The following is a 24,909-nucleotide window of genomic DNA, read 5'->3' on the forward strand; positions in this document are numbered from 1 at the left end:
ACACTAGTCCCCTACCGCAACGGCTAGTCGCGTGGCTTCTCGCGCAGCTCGTAGGCCTCGACGATGTCGCCCTCTCGGATATCGGTGTAGCTGACCGTCATACCGCACTCGTAGCCGTCGCGCACCTCGGTGACGTCGTCCTTCTCCCGGCGTAGGGACTGGATCGTCACCGTCTCCGCGACGACGAGGTTATCCCGTAGCAACCGGGCCCGAGCGTTGCGTCGGACCACCCCGGAGGTGACCATGCAGCCGGCGATGATGCCGACCTTGGACGACCGGAACAGCGCCCGGATCTCCGCCCGACCCAGCTCGACCTCTTCGTAGATCGGCTTGAGCATGCCCTTGAGCGCGCTCTCGATCTCGTCGATGGCCTGGTAGATCACCGAGTAGTAGCGGATCTCCACGCCGTCCCGATTGGCCTGCTCGGTCGCCTTACCCTCGGCCCGCACGTTGAACCCGATGACGATCGCATCCGACGCCGCAGCCAGGTTGACGTCGCCCTGGGTCACCGCACCGACGCCGCGATGAATCACCCGCAACGCCACTTCGTCGCCGACCTCGATCCCCATCAGCGCCTCTTCCAGCGCCTCCACGGTGCCGGCGTTGTCGCCCTTGAGGATCAGGTTGAGCTGGCTGGTCTCCTTGAGCGCCGAATCCAGATCTTCCAGGCTGATCCGCTTCCGGCTGCGCGCCTGCAGCGCGTTGCGCTTGCGCGCGTTGCGCCGATCGGCGATCTGCCGGGCGATCCGATCCTCGTCGACAACCAACAAGTTGTCACCGGCGCCCGGCACCGAGGTGAAACCGATCACCTGAACCGGCCGCGACGGCAGCGCCTCGGTGACATCGTCGCCGTACTCGTCGACCATCCGCCGAACTCGACCGTAGGCGTCGCCGGCCACCACCGAGTCGCCGACCCGCAACGTGCCGCGCTGCACGAGCACGGTGGCCACCGGACCACGACCGCGGTCCAGATGGGCCTCGATCGCGACACCCTGGGCACTCATGTCCGGGTTGGCCCGCAGGTCGAGCGCGGCGTCCGCGGTCAGCAGCACCGCCTCGAGCAGCTGCTCGATGTTGATGCCCTGCTTGGCCGAGATGTCGACGAACATCGTGTCGCCGCCGAACTCCTCGGCCACCAACCCGTACTCGGTGAGCTGAGCGCGGATCTTGGACGGGTCCGCACCCTCTTTGTCGATCTTGTTGACCGCCACCACGATCGGCACGTCGGCCGCCTGCGCGTGGTTGATCGCCTCCACCGTCTGCGGCATCACGCCGTCGTCGGCGGCAACCACCAGGATCGCGATGTCGGTCGCCTTCGCACCGCGGGCACGCATGGCGGTGAACGCCTCGTGACCCGGCGTGTCGATGAAGGTCACCAGCCGCTGGCTGCCCTCGAAATCAACCGCGACCTGGTAGGCACCGATGTGCTGGGTGATGCCGCCGGCCTCGCCCTCGCGGACGTTGGCCTTGCGGATCGTGTCCAGCAATCGGGTCTTGCCGTGATCGACGTGACCCATCACGGTGACCACCGGCGGGCGCTGTTCCAGGTCTTCCTCGGTGCCTTCGTCCTCGCCGTAGGTGAGGTCAAAGCTGTCCAGCAGCTCGCGATCCTCGTCCTCCGGACTGACCACCTGGACGACGTAGTTCATCTCGCCGCCGAGCAGTTCGAGCGTCTCGTCGTTCACCGACTGGGTCGCGGTGACCATCTCGCCGAGGTTGAACAATGCCTGGACCAGCGAAGCCGGATTGGCGTCGATCTTCTCCGCGAAATCGGACAGCGACGCCCCGCGCGCCAGACGAATCGTCTCACCGTTACCCCGAGGCAACCGCACACCGCCGACGGCGGGTGCCTGCATCGAATCGTATTCCTGACGCTTCTGCCGCTTCGACTTGCGGCCGCGCTTCGGCGCACCGCCGGGCCGACCGAACGCACCGGCGGCCCCGCCACGGCCACGACCGCCGCCGCCCGGACCACCGCCACCGGGACGGCCACGGAAGCCGCCGCCGGCAGCCGGCGCACCGGTACCGGGGGCACCGCCGCTACCACCACCGCGGTAGCCACCACCACCGCCACCACCGGGACGGCCACCCGGACCACCGGGACGGCCACCCGGACCCGGTCGAGCACCGCCCGGACCGGGCCGAGCCGAACGACTCGGCATCGCACCGGGGCTGGGCCGCGGCGGCATGGAACCGGGGCTGGGCCGTGGACCACCCTGACCCGGCCCGGGACGCGGACCGCCGGCTCCGGGCGCCGGACGCGGACCACCCTGACCCGGCGCGGGCCGGGCACCGCCCGGCCGCGGGCCGGCCGGCCCGGGCGCCGGACGGGACGAGCTACGATCCGGCGCCGACGAATAGGGATTGTTGCCGACCCGAGGGGTCTTCGGCCCGGGTTTCGGGCCGCCCTGACCGGGTGCACGATTCTGCCCCGGCCCGGCCGGACCGCGGGTTTGACCCGGCGCGGCCGGACCGCGAGTCTGACCGGGCGCGGCCGGACCACGGGACTGACCCGGCCCCGCGGGCGGGCGGCCCGGTGCGGCCGAGCCCGGCGTGCGCGTCTGCCCGGCCGGGCCGGGCCGCGCCGACGCGGCGGGAGACTGGGGCGTGGGTCGCGCCGGTGGCTGAGCCGAGCGCTGCGGCGCCGACCCGGACGGGCGTTGCACGGGCGCCGGCTGGGCGGCACTCTGCGGCGCAGCCGCGGACTGGGCTGCGGCCGGCGCAGATTCGGCGGGACGAGCGGGCCGCGGACCCGGCCGCGGGCCATTGCCGACCGGTGCGGACTGCGGCGACTGGGGGGGCGCGGATGCGGCCGCGGGGGACGCGGTCGGCGCAGCCGGCTGTGCCGGTGCCGGGCGGCTGGACGCCGGGCCGGGCCGGGCCGGGCCGGGCCGGGTGCTCATCGACTTCGACGTACCCGACTTGGGGGTACTCGCCGCCGGCGCGTTCTTTGCCGCAACCGATTCCCGCAGGCGCCGGGCGACGGGAGCTTCCACCGTCGACGACGCGGATTTCACGAACTCGCCCTGCTCTTTGAGCGTTGCGAGTAGTTCCTTGCTGGTGACTCCGAGTTCTTTAGCCAACTCGTGCACGCGAGCCTTGCCTGCCACTGCTCTCCTCACTGAGAGGTCGAGCGCAGCTCCCTTCGCGGCGGGGCTTGCACGACCTCGGGTTACTTCCGATGGACGTTCATCGTTGGTGCTTCACGGTGTGCTCATGAGTGCTCGTGCCTGTCTCTCGATTCGTGCCGTACCGGATCTGCACCCGCCGGTCCGGATTCTTGTCGCTCCAGACTGTGCAGGAACTCCCGCAACGCCGCCGTGTCCGGTACCCCGGCGACGCGTAGGGCTCTGCCGAATGCACGGCGTCGTTCCGCCGTGCTCAGACAGCTCCGATCAAGATGCAACCATGCACCCCGGCCGGGCAGTCTGCGCTCGGGATCGCGCACGACCGCAAAGCCCGCCGGGCCGACGTTTCGTGCGACGACCCGCAACAGATCGACAGCCTGCGCGCGCTGCCGACACCCGATACACATCCGAATGGGATAGGTGCCGGATATCGGTGGCTCGCGCCGACCATCGCCCACTGTACCGCTGTCCGGCGCGCAGGTGTGCATCGCCTCCGCGCGTCCGCCGACCGACGTCCGATTCATCCGAATCTTCTTCCGTCCACCGGCCGGCATCGGCCTACTCGTCGGCATCGCTACGGATATCGATCCGCCATCCGGTCAGCCGGGCTGCCAGCCGGGCGTTCTGACCTTCCTTGCCGATCGCGAGGGAAAGCTGGAAATCCGGCACGACCACCCGAGCCGAGCGGGTGGCTTCGTCGACCACGGTGACCGACACCACCTTGGACGGAGACAACGCATTCCCGACGAACCGGGCCGGGTCGTCGGCATAGTCGATGATGTCGATCTTCTCGCCGGCCAGCTCGCTCATCACGTTGCGGACCCGCTGGCCCATCGGGCCGATGCAGGCGCCTTTGGCGTTCAGTCCGGGCACCGTGGAGCGCACTGCGATCTTGGACCGGTGGCCCGCCTCGCGGGCCACCGCCACGATCTCCACCGACCCGTCCGCGATCTCCGGAACTTCCAGCGCGAACAATCGACGAACCAGGTTCGGATGGGTGCGCGACAAGGTGATCTGCGGCCCGCGCTGGCCTCGGGACACCCCGACGACGTAGCACTTGATCCGCTCGCCGTGCGGGTAACTCTCGCCCGGCGCCTGTTCCGCCGGGGGGATCAGCCCGTCCGCGCCGTTGGCGTCACCCCCGATCCGAACGACGACGAAGCCGCGCGCGTTGGCCCGGGTATCGCGCTGGATCACGCCACCGACGATCTCGCCCTCATGTGTGGCGAACTCCCCGTAGGTGCGCTCGTGTTCGGCATCACGCAACCGCTGCAAGATCACCTGACGGGCTGTGGTGGCCGCGATCCGACCGAAGCCCTCCGGCGTGTCGTCCCATTCGGCGATCACGTTGCCGTCCGCGTCGACCTCGGCGGCGAGCACTCGCACCTCGCCGGTCTTACGATCCACATCGATCCGGGCATGCGACTGATGACCGGCCGAGTGCTTGTATGCGGTGAGCAGCGCGGACTGGATGGTCTCGATGACGGTATCGGTCGAGATTCCCTTGTCCGCCTCGATCGCCCGCAACGCAGCTATATCGATATTCACGATGCACTCCCCTCCGTCGTGCTGCTCTCGTCCGGTTCGCCCGGAGCGGGCCGGCCGGGCGTGACCCCGCCGACCAAGGCCAGTTCGCGCGGGTCGGGGGCGGCGAACTCGATCTGCACCACCGCTTCGTCGATGTCGGCGAGCGACACCCGACGCACCGTCGGCCCGGACTTGTCGCGAACGACGAGATCCACCGACCCGTTCGCCAGTGCGCCGATCCGTCCCTCGACGGTCGCCGCACCGATCCGGACTCGCGCCCGCCGACCACGTGCCCGCCGCCAGTGCCGCTCGGCGGTCAGCGGGCGATCGACCCCGGGAGTGGTCACCTCCAGCGTGTACGCGCCCGTGTCGGCCGAGTCGGCAGCATCCAGTACCGCCGAAAGCTCGGTGCTCAGCGTTGCGAGCTCGGCCAAGCCGATCCCCCGATCCGCGTCGACCACCACCCGGACCACGCTGTGCCGACCCGCCCGATCGACCCGCACATCCTCCAGGTCGTAGCCGCGATCGGCGACAAGCGGCGCTACCGACGCCCGAACTCCGGCTTCGGTCGGAATCGGCATGTGGGGGCTCCTGGTTCAGTTGTCCGTGGCCGGCTCGCGCGGGCTGTTGCCTGTTCGTGATCTCGCTCCGTCGGCCTTCCAGCCTAACCCTGCCCGCCGCGAGCAACGCCCGGCCGCCTGGCACGATGGGCCGCGTGCGTTCGACCGTCCCGTGCCTGTCCCGCCGATCCGTGCTCCGGATCACCACCGGCTGTGTCGCCGGAGCCTTGGCTGCCGGAACCGCAACCGCCTGCGCGGCAAGCGATCCGGACCGAGAACGGGAACCGCCCGATCCACTGATCGCGCAGGCGATACTGGCTCGGGCAGACGCGGCGGCAGCGCAGGCAGCCGCCACGGTGTCGGCCGACCACGCTGCTGCGCTCGGCGTCGTGGCGGCCGAACGGAACGCCCATGCCGACGTGCTCGATGCCGAGGTCGCCCGGGCGGTGGGTCGGTATCGCGACGGCTCGGCCCCGAGCTCGACCGCGCAGCCCGCCACACCGGTTGCCCCCGCGTCGCCGCTCTCCGTGGATCAGGTCCGGACCCGGATCGGTACCGCACAGCGCAGCGCCGCCGACCTCGCCCGAATCCAGTCCGGCTATCGCGCCGGCCTGCTCGGCTCGATCAGCGCTGCCTGCGGCGCCCAGCTTGCCGTGCTGCTGCCATGAGCGCCGGCGCCGAGCAGCAGGGTCTGCTCGATGCACTACGCGCCGAGCATGCCGCGGTCTTCGCCTACGGGATCATCGCGGCGTTCTCCAACCCCGAGCGCGCGACGATGGTCGGCGCGGCAACCGCAGCGCACCGATCGCGCCGCGATGCGACGATCGACGCGCTCACCGCGGCGTCGGTTCCGGCGCCGCCCGCCGAGCCCGGTTACACGGTTCCGGCGCCGGTGACGGACCCGGTGTCGGCCGCCCAGCTGGCCGTCGTGGTGGAAAACGAGACCGCGATCGCCTGGCGATCGGCGGTCGAGCGGGCCGAATCGGAACCGGGTCGCCAACGGGCCGTGGACGCGCTCACCGAGTGCGCGGTCCGGCTCGGCGAGTGGCGCCAGGTGCTCGGTGTCGGGCCCCCGACCGTGCCGCTGCCCGGTCAACCCTGAGCAGATCGAGCAGGTTTCAGGACGACATCTGGTAGACGCCGTCGTAGGCCGCTACCTGCGCCCACACCCGCGCGAACCGGGCGGCGTCCGGCACCGGCCGGCGGATCGCGCCGAGCGCATACTTCTGCTGCGCCGCCGTCGCCCCCGATTTGCCGTTCAGCTCGACCGCGTACCGGGAGAAATCGCGTACCTGGACCTCGAAGATCTGGTCGATCAGATCGACGTCCAACCCGATCAGCTCGGCATCCTCCAGGATCAGCTGGCCGTAGCCGACCAACATGAACAACTCCCCGACGGTGAGCATGAAGTCCAGGTCCCGCTGTTGTTCCGGGTCCGGCGGTGCCGCCGCCAACAGCTCCTGCAACGCCTGCGCCTGCTCGTAGAACACTGCCACGTTCGCAATGTCGGCGTGCCGCTCGTAGATCTCGGTCCAGTCGGCGAATCGCACCTTGGCCGCACCTCGGGTCGGCCCCTGGTCCCAGAAGAACACGTCGTCCGCCGGGTCGTCGCGCCGGCCGACCGGGGGGTAGTCCTGCGGCTGGAACAGGTAGTTCGGCAGGAACTTGAGCACCAGGCCCACGTTGACGTGCACCGTGCCCTCCAGCCGGGGCAGCATCCCGATCAACTGGGACACTTCGCGGAACATGGTGTCCTTCTCGTAGCCCCTGGCCGCGACGACGTCGTGCAGCAGGCGGATCACCGTCTCGCCCTGGGTGGTGACCTTCGCCTTGGTCATCGGGTTGAACAGCAGGTAGCGCCGGTCCTCGCGGCTCGCGCTCCGGAAGTAGTCGATCGCCCGCCGGCTGAACAGCTTCATCGCGACCAACCGCGCGTACGCCTCGACGAAGTTCGCCCGCACATGCACGAAGTCGGTCACCGGCTTGCCGTACAGGATCCGGTTGTCCGCATGTGTGATCGCCTCGTGGAAGGCGTGCTCACACATGCCGATCGAGCCGAAACAGAGATTGAACTTGCCGACGTTGACGGTGTTCAGCGCGGCTGCGAACGCTTCCACCCCGCTGTGCAGGATGTCGTCGTCGCGCACCGGATAGTTCTCCAGCCGGAAGGTGCTGACATAGATCTGCATCCCCACCACATTGTCGATCAGCCGGTACGCCGCATGCCGGGAGTCGGCGACGAAGAAGACGTACTGATCCTCCCCCTCGACCCCGTCGATCCGGCCGAAAACCGACACCATGCTGGCGACGTTGCCGTTGCCGATGTAGTACTTCTCGCCGGACGCGCGGTAGCGGATACCCCGGGCCTGATCGTCCTCGTTCGCCGGAGTCAACACCAGGTCGGTGCGGTAGACGTCGGCGCCGTGTTCGCGTTCGGACAACCCGAACGCCATCACCTCGCCCGCCGCCAGGTCGTGCGCCGCCCGCTTGCGCGCCTCGTCGTTGCGGCTCTGCCAGATCGGGCCGAGGCCCAGGATCGTCACCTGCTCGATGTACCAATAGGTCAGTCCGTAGAACCCCAGGATCTCGGCCAGCGCCGCATTACGCGCCGCGTCCCAGCGCGCATCGGGGTTGCCCACCGCGAACTCGCTCGGGGTGAGGAAGGTAGCGAAAAGCTGCTCACGGCCGACGAACTCGACGAAATCAGCCGGCCAACTCGCGGCCAGATCATCGGCGAGCAGCCGAGCCTTGCCGCGGCTTTCGAACCAGTCGATCGTGGCGCGGAGCAGCCGTCGCGTACCGGGATCGAACTGCTGCGGATCGTAATGCTTCGGGTCGAAGAGCAGGCTGTCGTTTCCGGACATCACACTTCCCTCGGTTGCCCTGGCAATCCTGGCCCATCCTACGTGGACCGGCCGGACCCGAACGGCAGATCCCGACGGCTCAGACGGTTACCCCGGCCCCCCGGACCCGCTCGACCACCGCACCGGCAGCGTCGAGGACCGCAAGCTCTCTGCTCGCACCGGAGAACCGGTCGCGCAGCTCGACGACGCCGGTCGCCCAACCCCGACCGACCACCAGCACCAACGGCATACCGAGCAGTTCGGAATCCTTGAACTTCACCCCGGGCGAGGCGGTCCGGTCGTCGAGCAACACCTCGACACCGGCCTGATCGAGCTCGGCGGCGATCTGCTCGGCGCCCGCCCGGGCGCCGGCGTCCTTGTTCGCGATCACCACGTGCACATCGAACGGGGCGATCTCCGGCGGCCACCGCAGCCCCTGCTCGTCGTGCTGCTGCTCGGCGATCACCGCCACCAATCGGGAAACCCCGATGCCGTAGGAACCCATGATCAGCCGGACCGGTTTGCCGTTCTCGCCGAGCACGTCGACATCGAACGAATCGGTGTACTTGTAGCCGAGCTGGAAGATGTGCCCGATCTCGATCCCCCGCGCCGCGACCAACACGCCGCGCCCGTCCGGCGACGGATCGCCGTCGCGCACCTGGGCGGCCTCGATCACTCCGTCCGGCGTGAAGTCGCGACCCGCGACCAGGTCCACATAGTGTCGGTTCGGCGCGTCCGCGCCGGTGATCCATGCCGTGCCGGTCACCACCCGCGGGTCCACCACGTAGCGGACACCGTTGGCAGCCAACGCCTTCGGCCCGATGTATCCCTTGATCAGAAACGGGTTCGCAGCGAAGTCGGCCTCGTCGAGCAACGCCACCTCGGCCGGTTCCAGCGCGGCTTCCAGACGCTTGCCGTCGACGTCGCGATCCCCCGGAATACCGATGCCGAGCAATTCCCAATCGCCACCCGGCAGCCGGGTCTTGACCATGACGTTCTTCAGCGTGTCGGCGGCCGTGACGGTGCGCGGCAACGCTCCGTTCGCCCACTCGACCAGCGACGCGATGGTCGGCGCGGCCGGGGTCGCGTGCACGACGGCATCGGGCCGACCCGCGAGCGGCAATGCCGGTGGCGCCGGGGTGATCACCGCTTCCACATTGGCCGCGTAGCCGGACTCGACGCACCGCACGTAGGTGTCCTCGCCGACCGGGCTGTCGGCCAGAAACTCCTCCGACGCGCTGCCGCCCATCGCCCCGGACGTGGCCGCGACGATCACGTAGCGAACCCGAAGACGATCGAAGATCCGCTGGTAGGCCTCCCGATGCGCCCGATAGGACGCCTTCAGTCCGACCTCGTCCAGGTCGAACGAGTACGAGTCCTTCATCACGAACTCACGGCCACGCAGGATGCCGGCGCGGGGCCGCTCCTCGTCCCGGTACTTGGTCTGGATCTGGTACAGCGTCACCGGCAGATCCTTGTACGAGCTGTACTCGCCCCGCACCAGCAGCGCGAACAGCTCCTCGTGGGTCGGCCCGAGCAGGTAGTCCGCACCTTTGCGATCCCGCAGCCGGAACAGCGCGTCGCCGTACTCGGTCCATCGGTTGGTCGCCTCGTACGGCTCCCTCGGCAACAGTGCCGGCAGCGAGATCTCTTGCGCACCTATGCCGTCCATCTCCTGCCGGACGACACGTTCGACCTTGCGCAACACCTTGAGCCCGAGCGGCAACCAGGAATACACCCCGGGCGCCACCCGCCGCACATATCCGGCGCGCACGAGCAGCTTGTGGCTGGGTACCTCGGCATCCGCCGGATCGTCACGCAGGGTTCGCAGGAACAACTGGGACATTCGGGTGATCACGGCAGACGAGCGTAGTCCCACGCTCGCCGGCCGTGCGGCCCGGGAGCCGTCAGATCAGACCGGCGCCGGCCAGCTCGACGTCCTGGTTGTGATCCTGGTTGTAGCTGCGGCCCCAACCCAGCTGCGGCGCCACCCGCTGGGTCCGTGCGCCGGTCGGCGCCCCGGGCTCACCCGGAACCGGTGCGGCGGCGGCCGACGCTTCGGGCTCGGCGTCCGCCGCCGGATCGGCTTCGTACAGATCATCCGACAGCGGCACCGGCTCCCAGGCCAATGCGTGCGATCCGGCCGTGGCGGTCACCACTCCCGGCTCGATCCCGCGAGCGGTGAGTGCGGCGCACAACCGCTGCATCGTCGCGGCCGGGTCCAGGCAGTACTCGGACTCCCGGATCCGCCAGAACTCCCAGCCGCAACGCCGTAACTCGTGCTCGCGCTCCAGCTCCCGGCGCTGTTGCGCCGGAGGTTCCACCGCGGTCTCGCCATCGCACTCGACGGCGAGCCGACCCGCACCTCCGGTCACCACGAGGTCGATCCGCCGGTTGTTCAACTCCACCTGCGGATTCACGTGGTAGCCCCGTTCGACCAGGTCGAGGAACACCTGCTGCTCGAACATGGTGTCGAAGTCGGGCTGCTTGACCTCGGGCCGATCGATCACCGGCATCGGTGCGGCCGGGATCGGCACCCGGGCCTGCAGGTAGGTCAGCAGCGAGCTCCGCAGATCGGTCTCGGCGAGTTCGGCACGGCTGACCGAGTGGAACAGCCAGAGCTGATCCTGCGCCCGCGAGGCCGCCACGTTGAACGCGCGCTGATGCTCGTTGCGGGTCAGCGCCACCGTCTTCCGATTCGGCGCGACCACCATCGAGAGGAAGACGACGTTGCGCTCGTCGCCCTGGAAGTCCGGCGGGGTCCCCACCCGCAGCCGCCGCTGGGTCCAGATCTCGTCGTCGACCGCGTCGGTCAGCATGCTGCGGATGATCGCGACCTGCTGTTGCCCCTGGAGCACGACGACGCCGAAGGTGCGGTCGTCGTACTCGGGGTCGTCCAGGCAGGCGAGGACCTGATCCACCAGCGCCCGGGCCTCGGCACGGTTGACCAAGCCGGCGGTCCGCCCCTCCGCCATGCCGTCGGGCACATGGGTCGTCCGCAGCGGGGGCAGTCGATCGGTGCCGAACTGCCGCACCGGCACCAGCGGAGCGTCCCGATAGAACTGAGTGCTCGACCAGTCGATGATCTCCGGCATGCAGCGGAAGTGCTCGCGTAGCCGAACCACTTGACCGAACCTGCTGCGGAGCAAGGAGAACAAGCTCGACCGCGGGGTCAACCCGTCCCGCAGATAGCTCGGGATGTCCGGGAGGTACAGATCCAACCGCTCGAAGATCGGCGCCAGCTCCCCACTGCTGATCTCGCTCGGCGCGCACTGCTTGTCGTCGCCGACCACGATCACCCGCGGCGCCAGCCAGAGCAGGAAGACCGCCGCCACCTCCGCTTGGCTGGCCTCGTCGACGATCACCACGTCGAACGAGTTCGGCTCCGGCGGAATGTCGGCCAGCACCTGTTGCAGCGGCATCACCCAGGCCGGCACCGCGCCCTGGGCCGTGGCCATCGCCGCGCGCGCCGCGAGCCGATACCGTTCGGCGTACCGGCCGGTGCCGCGGCCGATGCTGGAGACGTGGTCGCGATAGGCCTGCAGCGCCGACATCTGCTCCATGGTCAACCGCTCCATGCACTCCAACCACGCCTGCTCGGCGGCAAGTTTCGCGGTCAGCTGGGCCAGCTCGGCGTCCGCCGCGACCAGGCCGGCTTCGAGCTGCCGGTCGAGGTCCGGCTCGGACTGCTCACGCACCCAGTCCGCGGCCCGCCGCCACGCCCAGGCGGCCGGCAGTTGGTCCACCCGTTCCGCCCAGGCCGGGTCCGCGGGCGCGGCGACCAACGCCCGATACAACGCCGGTGCGGTCGACTCCAGCTCGCTGCGGAGTTCGCGGAAGCGTTCGAGCTCCTGCTTCTGCTTGCCGGCGACCGCGAGCGCGCGCAGCGCGGTCACGATCCCGTCATGGTCGCCGCGCGACACCGCGTCGAGCAATGCGTCGCTCTCCGGTGACGGCCCGTCGGCGAACGCCTCGTCCAGCCGTGCCCGGATGCCGGACAGCCGTTCTCGGGAACGCTCCGCGTCGGCCTGAATCGCGATGGCCGGGGCCGCCTCGGCGATCGCCCGCGCGGTGGCCACCGAACGGATCCGCGGCGCCGACTGGTCGACCCGCCGGGTCACCGCCTCGAACTCGCACACCGCGACCGTGAGGCTGTTGATCGCATGCAGATCGTCGAGCGCGCTGTCGAGCGCGTTCACCTGCTGCGAGCGGGACCCCGCCGGGGTGAACATCAACCCCAACTCGGCCAACCGGTCCGCCGCGGCCGCCACGTTGTCCAGCGCCCGTAGATGTTCCACGACCACCCGCAACGCTGCCGACGTGGCCGCCGGCGAGCCGTCCACCGTCGGCACCGGCCCCAACGCCTCGACCGCCCGCTGCTCGGCCGACTTCCGGAACCGCGGTCGCCACTCCACCGTGCCCTTCGCCAATGCCGCCGCCAGAATCTCGCAGGCGACGATGGCCCGTGGTCCACCGAACTCGACGTCGACCTTGTGCTCGCCCACGGCGCGATCGGATTCCGCCGCAGCGGCAGACAGTTCCTCGATCGTCTTGGCCTTGGACCACAGATGACCGGTCCGGCCGGAGAGCCGATCGTCGGCTGCCTCGCGCACCACGCTGTGCAGCCGGTTCACCTCTACCGCTGCGGCACCCAGTCGTTCACAACTGGCCTGCACCGCGGTCACCTGATCCCGGTCCGCGTTCGCCAGCAGCTCGACGATCCGGCCGGCCTCCGGGTTGGTCGCCGGGGGCGCGGTCCGAGCCCGGCGGCACAGCGCCGCGACCGTGTCCGCGGTCGGCAACAGCTCGTGCGCATCCGGGAAGAGCTGGTAGCGCCGCCGATCGGAGTCCGGCGCGCCGACCTGCAGCCGGGTTACCACGAGCCGGAACTCGTCCACCCCGATCGGCGGCTCGAGTTCGTAGAGCGGCCCGGGCAGCCAGTCCGATTCCGGCGCCGCCGCCAGCACCTGCCGGACGATCTGCGCAGCCGTTCCGCAGTAGCCCGGCGCCACCTCGTCGTGCTCGAACACCTCGGCGGCGCGGGTACCGCTGATCTCGTCGGTGAGGTCGTCCCGGGCCTCGCGCACCCGGTCCCGTCGCTGCGCCAGCTCGGCGATCCGCTCCAGCGCTCGCTCCCGGCTGAACGACGCCTTCCGCGCGGCGATCTCGGCGACGCTCCGGTTCAGCTCGGCCGAACCGTCGCGTGCGCTGTCGGTCACCGATACACACAGCTGCTGCAGCTCCGCTGGCAGCATGTCCCGCAGCACCCGCAGCGCCTGCGCCTTTTCACTGGTGACCAGCACCCGCTGACCCTCGGCGAGCAATGCCGAGACGATGTTCGCGATCGTGTGCGTCTTACCGGTGCCGGGCGGGCCTTCCACCACGACGCCGCTGTCGCCGCCGAGTCGATCCAGAATGTTGCGTTGCTCGTCGTTCGCCGGGAGCGGGAACAGCGGATCGTCCACCAGATCCACCGCCGGCACCGCTCCGGCCCGCTCCAACCAGGCCAGCCGCTGCGCCGGCTCGATCGTCTGCACCAACTGCGCCAGCCCGAGCGGCACCGGAGCCGCCGGGTCCTGCGCGCCGGCGATGATCCGGTCGTAGTAGTCGAGCAGGGCGAACGAGCTGCGCCGCCGCAAGACCAATGCCGGCGACACCGTCAAGGTGGCGGCATCCGCGATCGCCTCGCCGGTTGCCACGTGTACCCGGAGCACCCGGGAAGCCCAGTTCTTCAGGAAATCGGCCACCTCGGGCGCGATCGGCGATGGCACCGTCGCACCGAGCCTGGTGGCCAGCTCCAGCGATTCCGAGCTGTCGAAGACCTCGATCCCGGTCAGCAGCTGCGTGTCCTCCAGCTGCAGCCCACGCTCGGGGTCGAGCCGGACCAGCAGGTCACCGTTACGTTCGTCGCGCTCCAATTGCACCGGCGCGGTAACCATGTGCACGCGCACGTCCTGCTCGGCGATCTGCTCGGACAGCGTGAGCAGGCCGGAGCCGAGGACCAGCTCGACCGACTCGGGCCGGGCCGACAGTTCCCGCGCCATCGCCTGCAGCTGCTGGTGCAGGTCCCACAGCGGACGGAGTCGCCGATCGGCGGTAGCCCAGGTCCGCCACTTGACGAGCCAGGGATCGAAGGTCGATCGCAGGTCACCGCGGTCGCCCGCCAGTGCCGGCTCGATCGCCGAATTCTGCACGTCGCCACGGACGAACGGAGCGACCGCCACCGGTGGGAGCGGCGCTTCGGGCAACGCCACCCGGCGCACCCGCAGGACCGGATCGCCCGGCCCGGCACCGGTCGCCAAGGTCACGCCGTCGGGCAGATCGTGCGCCCAGATCGTGGCTTCGTGTCCGGTGACGTCCCGGACCGGGTTGGCCCGCGCGGTGACCAGCTCGCGCAGGTACCGCATCAATCGAACGACACGATCCCTCAGCTCCGGATCGTTCTCGTGTTCGCCCATCTCGGATCGACCAACCCTTCCCCCAACGTGGACCTGGTGGTGCATTCGACGACGTAGAAACTCGAATCGGCAGCGAAGCCGTGCGCAACCGTGAAAGCCATGCGCAGTGGTGAAGCCGTGCGCAATCATGCAGCAACAGCGATAACCGACGATCGCGACACGCCGCCCAGATCCAATCCGCCACTGGGGTAACTCTGACACCAAACATGATTTCGCCCGTCGCCGATGCGGTGTCGCGCAGATCATCCGGCCGGCGCCGGATAGGGTCGGCGGCGTGCTGGTGCTGTTACCCCCGTCGGAGACCAAGTTCTCCGGCGGCCGGGGCGCGCCACTCGACCTCTCCGCGCTGTCCCTGCCGAAGCTCACTCCGACCCGAGAACGCTTGACCCGCAGCCTGGTCGAGCTGGCGGCCGATCCGGCGGCGAGCCGCGCTGCGCTGTCCCTCGGCATTCACGCCGAGGACGAGATAGCGCGCAATGCCGCCCTGTTCACCGCTGCGACCACACCCGCGCTGCGCCGCTACACCGGCGTGTTGTACGACGCGCTGGCCGCGCCGCAGTTCACCCGGGCACAACGAGCGAAGGCAGCGGCCCGGCTGATGATCGGTTCCGCCTTGTTCGGTGCGGTCCGAGCGGACGATCCGATCCCCGCCTACCGGCTCTCCGGCGACTCGAAACTGCCCGGTCTACCCACGCTGGCCGCGCTCTGGCGGGACGAGCTGCCCACCGCGCTGGCTGCCGAAGCCGCCGGCGAGCTGGTGGTGGACCTGCGATCGGAGCTCTACCGGCAGCTCGGTCGGCTCCCCGGGGCGATCACCGCCACCGTGCTCACCGAACAGGCGGACGGCACCCGATCGGTGGTCAGCCACTTCAACAAACACCACAAGGGCCTGCTGGCGCGCGCGCTGGTGGTCACCCGGGCCGATCCCACCGACGTGCGGGGCCTCGCCCGGGTCGCGGCGAAAGCCGGGCTGCGGGTGGAGACACCGGCGGCGGACCGGCTGGTCATCCTCACCGACTGATCCTCCGGCTTCGTACCCCGTCGTGCCGCCGACCACGGTGCCCACCAGGTCGTCGCCATCCAAGTCGTCGCCGTCGGCCGACCGGAGTCGGCGCCGAAAACCATACCGGTCACGATGCAGAACGTTCCCCGTTACCGGGCGCCGAGCCGACCTACTCTGGAGTACGGACCACACTTCTCGCTGTTAGGACTCATCGATGCCCGACGACGCTGCTGTGAAGTACCTGCTCGACGACGCCGAGCTGCCGACCCACTGGTACAACGTGGTCGCCGACCTGCCCACGCCGCCTCCGCCGCCGTTGCGACCGGACACCGGCGAGCCGGTCGGTCCGGACGATCTGGCCCCGCTGTTCCCACCCGAGCTGATCTCGCAGGAGGTATCGGGCGAGCGCTATATCGAGATCCCCGAACCGGTCCGTGCCGTCTACCGCCAGTGGCGACCGTCGCCGTTGTACCGGGCGCGGCGGCTGGAACAAGCGTGGGGTACCCCGGCACGGATCTACTACAAGTACGAAGGTGTCTCGCCGGCCGGCTCGCACAAGACGAACACTGCGGTGCCACAGGCCTATTACAACTCGATCAACGGGATCACCCGACTGACCACCGAAACCGGTGCCGGCCAGTGGGGCACCGCGCTGGCGTTCGCCTGCGCGCTGTTCGAGCTGAGCTGCGAGGTGTGGCAGGTCGGCGCCTCCTACGACACGAAACCCGCCCGACGCACGCTGATCGAGACGTTCGGCGCGACCGTGCATCGTTCGCCCAGCCGGGACACGATCTCCGGCAAAGCATTTGCCGAAGATCATCCGGGCAGCCTGGGCATCGCGATCTCCGAGGCGGTCGAGGTCGCCGCAGCCGATCCCGAGATCAAGTACGCCCTCGGCTCCGTACTCAATCATGTTCTGCTCCATCAGACGGTGATCGGCGAGGAGACCCTGCGCCAGCTGGACAAGGCCGGTGAGACCGGCGCCGACCTGGTAATCGGTTGCGCGGGTGGCGGTTCCAATCTCGCCGGGCTGGTCTTCCCGTTCCTGCGGGAGAAGCTGGCCGGGAACCAGTCACCGCGGTTGCTCGCGGTGGAACCGGCAGCCTGCCCGACACTGACCCGCGGTGAGTACCGCTACGACTTCGGCGACACCGCGGGACTCACCCCGCTGCTGAAGATGTACACCCTCGGCCACGACTTCGTCCCGTCGGCGATTCATGCCGGCGGACTGCGGTATCACGGTATGGCGCCGCTGGTTTCCCACGTCGTATCGCAGGGCATGGTCGACGCCACCGCGATACCACAGAACGAATGTTTCGCCGCAGCACTGGAATTTGCCCGCACGGAAGGCATCGTCGCGGCGCCGGAATCGGCGCATGCGATCGCCGCGGCCCGGCGCGAGGCATCGGCCTGCGCCGAGTCGGGACGCGAACAGGTGATCGTGCTCGGCCTTTCCGGGCACGGGCTGCTGGAGCTGGGCGCCTACGCGAGCTACCTGGCCGGCGGTCTGGCCGACGAGTCACCCGACGCGGACTCACCGAGCAGCGTCGATCTGCGTACCGCGCTCGGCACCGTGCCGGTGGTCGGGTGAGGTGGTTGCGATGTCCGGAGTAGTGCAGAGCGCGGTCGAAGCAGCCCGCTGGACCACGGCCAGCATGCTGAATCCGGCCGGGACGATCACCGTGGTGGCCAACAGCAGGGCCGCGGACGTGATCGTCGCCTTCGGCGGCGGCGACAGCCAGATGGGCGCCACCGTGCCGTTGAGCGCAACCCGCGACGACCTCGATCCACACGTCTGCGTCGGCCAGCTCGGCGGGCACACGTTCGCCGTGGAGGTCGCCGGGTGGCAGGGCAGCCGGCCCGCAGTACTCGGTGCGGCGTCCTATCGCACCCGGGCCGCCAGCGTCTCCTGGGGGACCACGTTCGGGGACACGCTCAGCCTCGCCGAGGGCGGCCGCAGCCTGGGCAGCACCGAGCTCGGCCGAGCGGAGTTCGCCGGCGGATCGGCGTTCGGCCGGCTGCTCAACGGGGTGGATCTCACCGACCCGCGCCGGCTACGGGAGCACGCCCTGGTCGCCGCAGCCCGGTTCACCGGGGTCACTGTGACCGCCGACGCGCTGGCCGGGCTGCTCGCCGCCGATCGCGCCTACCCGATCCTGCCGCTGCCGGCCGAGTACCACCAGTCGGTCTCGTCCTGGTCCGACGAGGTCCGCCCGCTCGCCGATGCCGCCGACCAGCTCCCCCCGGCCCGGCTCCGCGACGCCAGCTGGCAGTTCGTCGCCCGGGCCGCGACGGCGTCCGGGACGATGGTCGATCCGGATGTCGCCGCCACCGTGCACGAACACGCGCTGACCGCCGACGCGATCCGCCAGGCCCGGCTGGCCGAACTCGGTCGCTACCGCAGCACCGGCCGAATCTGGCGGGTGCTGTACGCAGCGGCGAATCCCGACCCGCGATCGGCCTTGATCCAGGCCGCCGAGGAGGCCGAGTTCCTGCTCAGCCCCGAGACGCATCGCAAGCTGATCCGGGTGACGGTGACGGCGCTGGGCGCGGCCTAGCGCGGCGAAGCTCCGGGTTCAGGCCCGCTGTACGGCCTCCTGCGCCGCCTGCGCGGCGGCGACCTGCTGCGGGGTGAACCGGATGAACAGCGCAGCGAACCCGGCGAGCGCGGCACAGACCGCGCAGCCGAGCAGCGCGAAGGTGTAGCCCTCACCGAGCGCCCACAGTTGCTGCGGGTCCATGTCGGCGGCCTTGCCGCCCACCCCGCCGAGCGAGATGGTCCGGGAGGTGGCCATCGCACCGATCACGGCGAGCGCCAACGGACCGCCCAGCGTCTGCGCTACCTGGGTGATCGCGGTCAGCGGGCCGATCTCGGTCTCCGCGACGCCGGTCACCGCACACAGCGGCAGCGGCACCACCGCCAGCCCGACGCCGAACCCGATGCCGATCACCGGGACGAAGAGGTTCGCGAAGTAGGTTGCCGATCCGTCCAGGGTGGAGCCGTAGAGCAAACCGATGATCATCACCACCGCGCCGGTGGCGATCAGCCAACGCGGTGCGACGCGGGTGACCAACGTGGACGCCGCTGCCAGGCCGATTCCCATTCCGACCGCGAACGGGATGAAGCCCAGGCCGGCGCGCAACGGCGGGAACTGCAGGATGTCCTGGACGAACAACGCCACGTACACCGTCATCGAGAACATCACCGCGCCGGCAAAGAAGATCGCGACGAACGTGGCCACCCGATCCCGATCGGTGAACAAGACGAACGGCAGCAGCGGGTTCGCCGCCGTGCGTTCGACGTAGAGGAACCCGGCCAACAGCAGGAGCCCGGCGGTCAGCGACCCGAGCACCGCCGGATGCTGCCAGCCGAACGAGGGACCCTCGCTGATCCCGAACACCACCGCGGTGCAGCCCAGCGTCCCCAACACGGCACCCGGCACATCCAGCGACAGCCGCTCGTGATCGGTCTCACGCAGCGCAACCACGCCGCCGACCACGATTGCCACACCGATCGGCACATTGATCAGAAAGATCCATCGCCAGGAGAACTCGGTCAATGCGCCGCCGATGATCAGCCCCAGAATCGAACCGACACCGGTCATCGCGGCGAAGATCGCGATCGCCTGATTGCGTGCCGGGCCGGGCGCAAACGTGGTCGCGACCAAGGCCAAGGCGGTCGGCGCGGCGATTGCGGCACCGGTCCCCTGCAGCGCTCGCGAGATGATCAGTGTCGCCTCGTTCACCGCGAGACCGCACAACAGCGACGAGAGCGTGAACAGGCCCACCCCGACGAGGAACATCCGTTTCCGCCCCAGCGCGTCGCCGATCCGGCCGCCGAGCAACATCAGCCCGCCGAACGCCAGCGCGTAAGCGGTAACCACCCAGTTACGTCCCGCGTCGGACAGCCCCAGATCGTCCTGCAGCCGGGCCAGCGCCAGGTTGGCGACCGTGCCGTCGAGCACCACCATCAGCTGCAGCCCGCTGAGCACGATGATGGCCAGCCCGAACGCCCTGGTCGTAACGGGGTAACGCACGGTGGTGGGCTCGGCCATGGTCGGTTACGTTACCGACCTCGGCCGGGTTCTACCGCCCCCGCCCCGAACCCTTGCGATCGCGAAGCACCGCTCCCCCACCCGGTGCGAGACCTCATTGTGCCGGCGCCATTCCCGCCACCGGCCCGATCACCACGATCGCCGGCGGTCCCAGTCCGGCTGCGCGCACCTGCGCGGCGACCGTCGACAGGTCGGCGCGTACCACTCGCTGATCCCGCAGCGTGCCCTCCTGCACGACCACGACGGGAGTATCAGCGGGCTTGCCGCCGTCGAGCAATGCTCGAGCGAACTGATCCAACCGCTCCATCGCCATCAACAACACCAGCGTGCCGGACAGCCGCGCCAGCGCGGCCCAATCCACCAGCGATTCGGGGTGCTCGGGCGGCAGATGGCCGGACACCACGACGAACTCGTGCGTGACACCGCGGTGGGTGACCGGGACGCCGGCCGCCGCCGGGACCGCGATCGCGCTGGTCACCCCGGGAACCACGATGACCGGCAGACCCGCTGCCGCGCACGCTTCGAGTTCCTCGTAGCCCCGGCCGAAGACATACGGATCGCCGCCCTTGAGCCGGACGACGAACTTCCCGGCCCGGGCCCGGTCGATCAGCACGTCGTTGATCGCCTGCTGCGCCATCGCCCGCCCGTACGGCACCTTCGCCGCGTCGATCACCTCGACCTCCGGGCCGAGTTCGGCCAGCAGCTCCGGCGGGGCGAGCCGGTCCGCGACCACCACGTCGGCCCGGGCGAGCAGCCGCCGCCCTCGCACCGTGATCAGGTCCGGGTCACCCGGACCGCCACCGACCAGCGCGACCCCGGCCGGTGGCATCGTCGCATCCTCGGTAACCACCCCCGACTGCAGTGCCTCCAGCAGCGCGGTCCGGGCCGTCGCGGACCGGCGGTGCGCACCGCCGGCGAGAACGCCGATGGTCAGCCCGTCGTAGCGGGCGGTCGCCGGGGTCACCGCGGTACCGAGCCGAGCGTCGTCGGCGCGGACACAGAACACCCTGGCCTGCTCCGCTTCGGCGACGATCGCCGCATTGGTGTCCGGCTCGTCGGTGCAGGCGATCACGTACCAGGCGTCGGCCAGATCGCCGGCGCGGTAGTCGCGGCGTTCCAGCGCGATCCGGCCGGCGTCGGCGAACGCCTCCACCGCCGGCGTCACCGCGCGGCTGATCACCGACACGTCGGCACCCGCGCGCAGCAGCAAGCCCAGCCGACGCTGCGCGACCGAGCCGCCACCGACCACGACGACCCGGCGGCCGGCCAGGTTCAGCCCGACCAGGTAGTGATCAACATCGTCACGGTCATCGGCCACGGCCAGATTTTACGATCCGAACCCGGCGTAGGACGCTGCCGCCCGGGTGAATTCCCGCACTGCCGCCGGGTTGCCGGCCGGGTGCGTATGCAGGTACGACGCATGCGTCCGACCCCGGACGAAGCCCTCGGTGGATCGCCGGGTCCCGATCGACCACCCCCAGGCACGACCGCCGGGCTCGGTCAATCGAGTGCGGTGGAATTCGTGTCCGGTGACCCGAGCCCCGGCCGGCCAGAGCACCGAGTCGGTGAGCGCCACCGCATCCCGGTAGCCGAGCGTGAGCTGCTCACCGAACACCGCATCGGCGTCGACCACGCCGCACATCGGGTGCGCATCGAGGGTTCGCGCCAGGTACAACAACCCGGCGCATTCGGCGTGCACCGGCAGACCGCGCTCGGCCAGCTCGGCGACCTGCCCGCGTAGTCGGCGATTGGCGGCCAGCTGCGCGGCATGCGCTTCCGGAAACCCGCCCGGCAGGACGAGCCCGGCGACCTGGTCGGGTAGCTGCTCGCGCAGCGGATCAACCGTCACCACCTCTGCGCCGGCCGCACGCAGCAGCTCCCGATGCTCGGCATAGCCGAACGTGAACGCCGGCCCGCCGGCGATCGCGACGACCGGCCGACCGACCGCGGCACCGGTGGAGCCGCCCACCTCTGCCACCGGGTCCCAGGCCGGGCCGGCCACGACCGGCATCGCCAGGGCGGCCACCGCGGTCAGGTCGACGTGCCGGGCGACCAGCTCGGTCATCGTCGCGACCGCCGCCACGGCGGCGCCGCCGTGTTCGACCGCCGGGATCAGACCGAGATGACGCGACGGCACGACCAGCTCGGCCAGCCGCGGTACGGCACCCAGCACCGGAAGCCCGACCCGCGCACAGGCGGCTCGCAACACCTGCTCGTGCCGGTCACTGCCCACCCGGTTCAAGATCACCCCAGCCAGCCGAACCGCCGGATCGTAGGTAGCGAATCCGTGGAGCAAGGCAGCCAGACTCTGGCTGTGCCCGCGCGCATCGACCACCAGCACGACCGGCGCGCCGAGCAACGCCGCCACCTGCGCGGTGGAACCGACAGCCGCGGCCGTGCCGGACCGGTCCAGGTGCTCGCCGCCGTCGATCCGGCCGTCGAACAACCCCATCACGCCCTCGACGACCGCCAGGTCACAGCCGGTCGCGCCGTGCCGGAACAATGGTCCGATCCGGTCCGATCCGACCAGGACCGGATCCAGATTGCGGCCCGGCCGGCCGGCCGCCACGGCGTGGTAGCCGGGATCGATGTAATCCGGGCCGACCTTGAACGGCGCGACCGCGTGGCCGTTTCGGCGCAGCGCCCCGATCAGCCCGGTGGCCACGGTGGTCTTGCCGCTACCGGATGCCGGCGCGGCGAGCACCAGCGCCCGAGCACTCACCACTGCGCCCCTACCACTCGGTGTCTACCACTTCGGCGTCTACCACTCGGTGTCTACCACTTCGGTGTCTACCACTTCGGCGTCTACCACTCGATGCCGCGCTGACCCTTGCGCCCGGCATCCATCGGGTGGCGCAGCTTGCTCATCTCGGTGACCAGGTCGGCAGCCCCGATCAACGCCGCCGGTGCGTCCCGGCCGGTGATCACCACATGCTGATTCCCCGGCCGGCCGGTGAGCACCTCGACCACCTCGGCCACGTCGACCCAGCCCCATTTCAACGGATAGGTGAACTCGTCGAGCACATAGAACCGGTGGGTCTGCGCGGCCAGCCGCCGAGCGATCTCTCGCCAGCCCTCCAGCGCCGCCGCCGCATGGTCGGCCTCGGTGCCCGGCTTACGGCTCCACGACCATCCCTCACCCATCTTGTGCCACTCGACTGCCCCGCCGGCGCCGGTCTCGTCGTGCAGCCGACCCAGGGCGCGGAACGCCGACTCCTCGCCCACCTTCCACTTCGCGCTCTTCACGAACTGGAACACCCCGATGTCGAAACCTTGATTCCAGGCACGCAACGCCATCCCGAACGCCGCGGTCGACTTCCCTTTACCGGCGCCGGTGTGCACCGCCAGGATCGGCAGGTTGCGTCGCTGCCGAGTGGTCAGACCGTCGGCCGGCACCACGACCGGCACACCTTTAGGCACGCCGCGCCCCGCTGCGGGTCACGCGGCCGCCCGCAGCACCCCGGCTACCGCGGTGCCGGTGAGTTCGGCCAGCGCCAGGTACCGTGCGCCCAGATCCTGTGCCAGGTCGCGGGCGATGCCCAGCCGGACCAGCCCGTGCTCGCAGTCGACCACAACCGCGCCGACCCCTTCCCGGGCCAGCAGCGCAGCCGCGGCGCGCGCCCGCGACACCGGCTCGGCGCCGCCGGTGGCCTTACCGTCGGTGAGCAGCACGACCAGGGCCCGTCGCCGCGGATCGCGCGCCCGCTCGCGCAAGATCAACTCTCGGGTCCGGTACATCGCGGCCGCGAGCGGGGTCTTTCCGCCGACCGGTATCGCAGCGAGGCGCCGGACCGCGATGTCCACCGATGAGGTCGGCGGCAACACCACCTCGGCGGCAGCACCACGGAACGCGATCGCCGCGACGGTATCGCGACGCTGATAGGCGTCACGCAGCAAGGTCACACAGCCGTCGGTCACCGCGGACAGCCTGGCTCGCGCCCCCATCGAACCCGAGGTGTCGACGACGAACACCACCAGGTTCGCCTCGCGACCCTCCCGGTGGGTGCCGCGCAGATCGGGCGCTGCCAGCCGGAGCGGGCCGCCGACCCGCCCGCGCTCACGCTGAAACGGCGCCGCGGCGAACACCGTGCCGATCAGATGCAGACCGCGCTGCGGCGGCGAATCATCCGGGCGGACCACCCGACCGTGCCGGCCGCGGGCGAGCGAGCGCCGGCCCGGAGCGCCGTCGCCCACGCCGGACAACTCCAGTCGCTGCGGCGTGGACCCGGGGGTGCCGGCGCCCAACCGGCCGTTGGGCGGTACCGCCCCGTCGCCGGGACCATCCGGGGGCGCCCCGTCGTCCGGGCCGGAATCGTCGGGGCCGGCATCACCGGGATCGGGGGCTCGGTCCGACGGTGGCTCGACCGCGTCGGCCGCCTGCTGCAACGCCTGATCCAGCTGCTCGTCGTCCAGCCCGGGCGCATCGAACGGATCGCGCCGACGACGATGCGGCAACGCGAGTTCGGCGGCAACTCGGACGTCTGCCTCGGTTACCGCGTCCGCGCCCCGCCAGGCGGCGTGCGTTACCGCCGTACGCGCGACCACCAGATCCGCCCGCATACCGTCGACGTCGAAGGCCGCGCAGAGTGCCGCGATCCGGCGCAGCTCGCCGTCGTCCAGCGATACCGCGTCGAGTCGCTCGCGAGCGGTGCGGATGCGGTCGGCGAGTTCGGCGTCGACAGCGGCATATCGGCCGGCGAAGGCATCGGGATCGCGCTCGTAGTCGAGCCGGCGCCGAATCACCTCGACCCGGGTATCCACCGCACGATCGGCGGCCACGTCGACGGTGAGGCCGAACCGGTCGAGCAGCTGCGGCCGCAGCTCACCTTCTTCCGGGTTCATGGTCCCGACCAGCACGAATCGCGCCGGATGCGAGTGCGAGACACCGTCCCGCTCGATATGCACACGACCCATCGCCGCCGCGTCCAGCAACAGATCGACAAGATGATCATGCAGCAGATTGACCTCGTCGACGTAGAGCACGCCGTGGTGTGCCGCGGCCAGCAGGCCAGGGCGGAACGCGGCCGCGCCGTCGCGGAGCACCCGCTCCAGATCCAGCGAACCGACCACTCGATCCTCGGTCGCACCGACAGGCAGTTCCACCAACCGAGCCGGTCGGGTGCCGGACTCGTCCGACACCGGCGGCAACAGTGCCGCCAATGCCCGCACGATGGTCGATTTCGCGGTGCCCTTCTCGCCTCGAACCAGCACGCCACCGATGCCCGGGTGCACCGCACACAGGATCAACGCCAGCTGGAGCCGGTCTTGGCCGACGATCGCACTGAACGGATACACAACTGCCGACTCTAGAAGGCGAACCGCTGCGGCTCGGCTC

17 protein-coding genes are annotated in these 24,909 nt (G+C 70.2%); 5 read left to right on the forward strand and 12 right to left on the reverse strand.

The annotated features are described in order from the left end of the window. Window positions 1-23: 23 nt before the first annotated feature. The 4 genes from infB to rimP all read right to left on the reverse strand — a co-directional run bounded on the left by infB (window position 24) and on the right by rimP (window position 5,236). Window positions 24-3,110: a translation initiation factor IF-2 gene (gene infB / locus KV203_RS11820; protein WP_066470867.1), complete on the reverse strand. Its 3,087-nt coding sequence runs from the start codon at window positions 3,108-3,110 to the stop codon at window positions 24-26. Window positions 3,111-3,214: 104 nt separating this feature from the next. Beyond that, window positions 3,215-3,700, reverse strand: coding sequence for a YlxR family protein (locus tag KV203_RS11825; RefSeq protein WP_373279226.1), 486 nt, complete (start codon window positions 3,698-3,700; stop codon window positions 3,215-3,217). Next, entirely contained in the window at window positions 3,687-4,676 is a 990-nt protein-coding gene (gene nusA / locus KV203_RS11830; RefSeq protein ID WP_066470869.1) for a transcription termination factor NusA, read from the reverse strand. Before nusA ends, KV203_RS11825 begins: the two co-directional genes overlap by 14 nt. Further along, complete coding sequence (rimP, locus tag KV203_RS11835; protein WP_066470871.1) at window positions 4,673-5,236, reverse strand: ribosome maturation factor RimP; 564 nt, start codon at window positions 5,234-5,236, stop codon at window positions 4,673-4,675. The genes nusA and rimP overlap by 4 nt, the downstream gene beginning before the upstream one ends. Window positions 5,237-5,370: 134 nt before the next feature. On the opposite strand from rimP, the gene KV203_RS11840 reads away from it, so the two are divergent. Both KV203_RS11840 and KV203_RS11845 read left to right on the forward strand, forming a co-directional pair. Then, entirely contained in the window at window positions 5,371-5,883 is a 513-nt protein-coding gene (locus KV203_RS11840; protein ID WP_425516866.1) for a hypothetical protein, read from the forward strand. After that, window positions 5,880-6,317, forward strand: a complete 438-nt coding sequence (locus tag KV203_RS11845) for a ferritin-like domain-containing protein (RefSeq protein WP_066470873.1) — start codon at window positions 5,880-5,882, stop codon at window positions 6,315-6,317. Before KV203_RS11840 ends, KV203_RS11845 begins: the two co-directional genes overlap by 4 nt. A gap of 16 nt (window positions 6,318-6,333) precedes the next feature. On the opposite strand, the gene KV203_RS11850 is transcribed toward KV203_RS11845, so the two are convergent. From KV203_RS11850 to KV203_RS11860, 3 genes are all read right to left on the reverse strand, one after another. Next, entirely contained in the window at window positions 6,334-8,079 is a 1,746-nt protein-coding gene (locus KV203_RS11850) for an acyl-CoA dehydrogenase family protein (protein ID WP_066470874.1), read from the reverse strand. 79 nt (window positions 8,080-8,158) lie between these two features. After that, window positions 8,159-9,916 (reverse strand): proline--tRNA ligase, encoded by a 1,758-nt coding sequence (locus KV203_RS11855; protein WP_066470876.1) that lies wholly within the window; start codon window positions 9,914-9,916, stop codon window positions 8,159-8,161. A gap of 49 nt (window positions 9,917-9,965) precedes the next feature. After that, window positions 9,966-14,465, reverse strand: coding sequence for an AAA domain-containing protein (locus KV203_RS11860; RefSeq protein ID WP_246600127.1), 4,500 nt, complete (start codon window positions 14,463-14,465; stop codon window positions 9,966-9,968). A gap of 325 nt (window positions 14,466-14,790) precedes the next feature. Between KV203_RS11860 and yaaA the strand changes: the two genes are divergently transcribed. The 3 genes from yaaA to KV203_RS11875 all read left to right on the forward strand — a co-directional run bounded on the left by yaaA (window position 14,791) and on the right by KV203_RS11875 (window position 18,077). Continuing rightward, window positions 14,791-15,537: a peroxide stress protein YaaA gene (yaaA, locus tag KV203_RS11865; protein WP_066470881.1), complete on the forward strand. Its 747-nt coding sequence runs from the start codon at window positions 14,791-14,793 to the stop codon at window positions 15,535-15,537. A 196-nt stretch (window positions 15,538-15,733) separates the two neighbouring features. Further along, the gene (locus KV203_RS11870) at window positions 15,734-17,110 is read left to right on the forward strand and encodes a TrpB-like pyridoxal phosphate-dependent enzyme (protein WP_066470883.1); all 1,377 of its coding nucleotides are present in this window, start codon (window positions 15,734-15,736) and stop codon (window positions 17,108-17,110) included. A 10-nt stretch (window positions 17,111-17,120) separates the two neighbouring features. Next, complete coding sequence (locus tag KV203_RS11875; protein ID WP_157079818.1) at window positions 17,121-18,077, forward strand: hypothetical protein; 957 nt, start codon at window positions 17,121-17,123, stop codon at window positions 18,075-18,077. A gap of 18 nt (window positions 18,078-18,095) precedes the next feature. On the opposite strand, the gene KV203_RS11880 is transcribed toward KV203_RS11875, so the two are convergent. The 5 genes from KV203_RS11880 to KV203_RS11900 form a co-directional block, all read right to left on the reverse strand. Beyond that, window positions 18,096-19,574 carry an MFS transporter gene (locus KV203_RS11880; RefSeq protein ID WP_066470887.1) on the reverse strand — a complete coding sequence of 493 codons (1,479 nt, stop codon included), beginning with the start codon at window positions 19,572-19,574 and terminating at the stop codon, window positions 18,096-18,098. A 94-nt stretch (window positions 19,575-19,668) separates the two neighbouring features. Continuing rightward, on the reverse strand, window positions 19,669-20,892 hold the full coding sequence (gene cobA / locus KV203_RS11885; RefSeq protein ID WP_066470888.1) for a uroporphyrinogen-III C-methyltransferase: 1,224 nt from the start codon (window positions 20,890-20,892) through the stop codon (window positions 19,669-19,671). 9 nt (window positions 20,893-20,901) lie between these two features. Then, a complete protein-coding gene (locus KV203_RS11890) occupies window positions 20,902-22,296 on the reverse strand; it encodes a cobyrinic acid a,c-diamide synthase CobB (protein WP_246600128.1) in 1,395 nt (464 codons plus the stop codon). Between the two features lie 83 nt (window positions 22,297-22,379). Beyond that, window positions 22,380-22,994: a cob(I)yrinic acid a,c-diamide adenosyltransferase gene (gene cobO, locus KV203_RS11895; protein WP_066470890.1), complete on the reverse strand. Its 615-nt coding sequence runs from the start codon at window positions 22,992-22,994 to the stop codon at window positions 22,380-22,382. A gap of 18 nt (window positions 22,995-23,012) precedes the next feature. Then, complete coding sequence (locus KV203_RS11900) at window positions 23,013-24,869, reverse strand: VWA domain-containing protein (protein WP_246600129.1); 1,857 nt, start codon at window positions 24,867-24,869, stop codon at window positions 23,013-23,015. Window positions 24,870-24,909: the final 40 nt, after the last annotated feature.

Origin of the sequence: Skermania piniformis (assembly GCF_019285775.1) — a bacterium.
GTDB lineage: Bacteria > Actinomycetota > Actinomycetes > Mycobacteriales > Mycobacteriaceae > Skermania > Skermania pinensis.

What these genes read in the sequence shown, in the direction of transcription:
- KV203_RS11825 (WP_373279226.1), bottom strand. Translation starts at nt 3,700, where the DNA reads ATGCCGACGAGTAGGCCGATGCCGGCCGGTGGACGGAAGAAGATTCGG.
- rimP (WP_066470871.1), bottom strand. Translation starts at nt 5,236, where the DNA reads ATGCCGATTCCGACCGAAGCCGGAGTTCGGGCGTCGGTAGCGCCGCTT.
- KV203_RS11845 (WP_066470873.1), top strand. Translation starts at nt 5,880, where the DNA reads ATGAGCGCCGGCGCCGAGCAGCAGGGTCTGCTCGATGCACTACGCGCC.
- KV203_RS11850 (WP_066470874.1), bottom strand. Translation starts at nt 8,079, where the DNA reads ATGTCCGGAAACGACAGCCTGCTCTTCGACCCGAAGCATTACGATCCG.
- KV203_RS11860 (WP_246600127.1), bottom strand. Translation starts at nt 14,465, where the DNA reads ATGCGGTACCTGCGCGAGCTGGTCACCGCGCGGGCCAACCCGGTCCGG.
- KV203_RS11870 (WP_066470883.1), top strand. Translation starts at nt 15,734, where the DNA reads ATGCCCGACGACGCTGCTGTGAAGTACCTGCTCGACGACGCCGAGCTG.
- KV203_RS11875 (WP_157079818.1), top strand. Translation starts at nt 17,121, where the DNA reads ATGTCCGGAGTAGTGCAGAGCGCGGTCGAAGCAGCCCGCTGGACCACG.
- KV203_RS11880 (WP_066470887.1), bottom strand. Translation starts at nt 19,574, where the DNA reads ATGGCCGAGCCCACCACCGTGCGTTACCCCGTTACGACCAGGGCGTTC.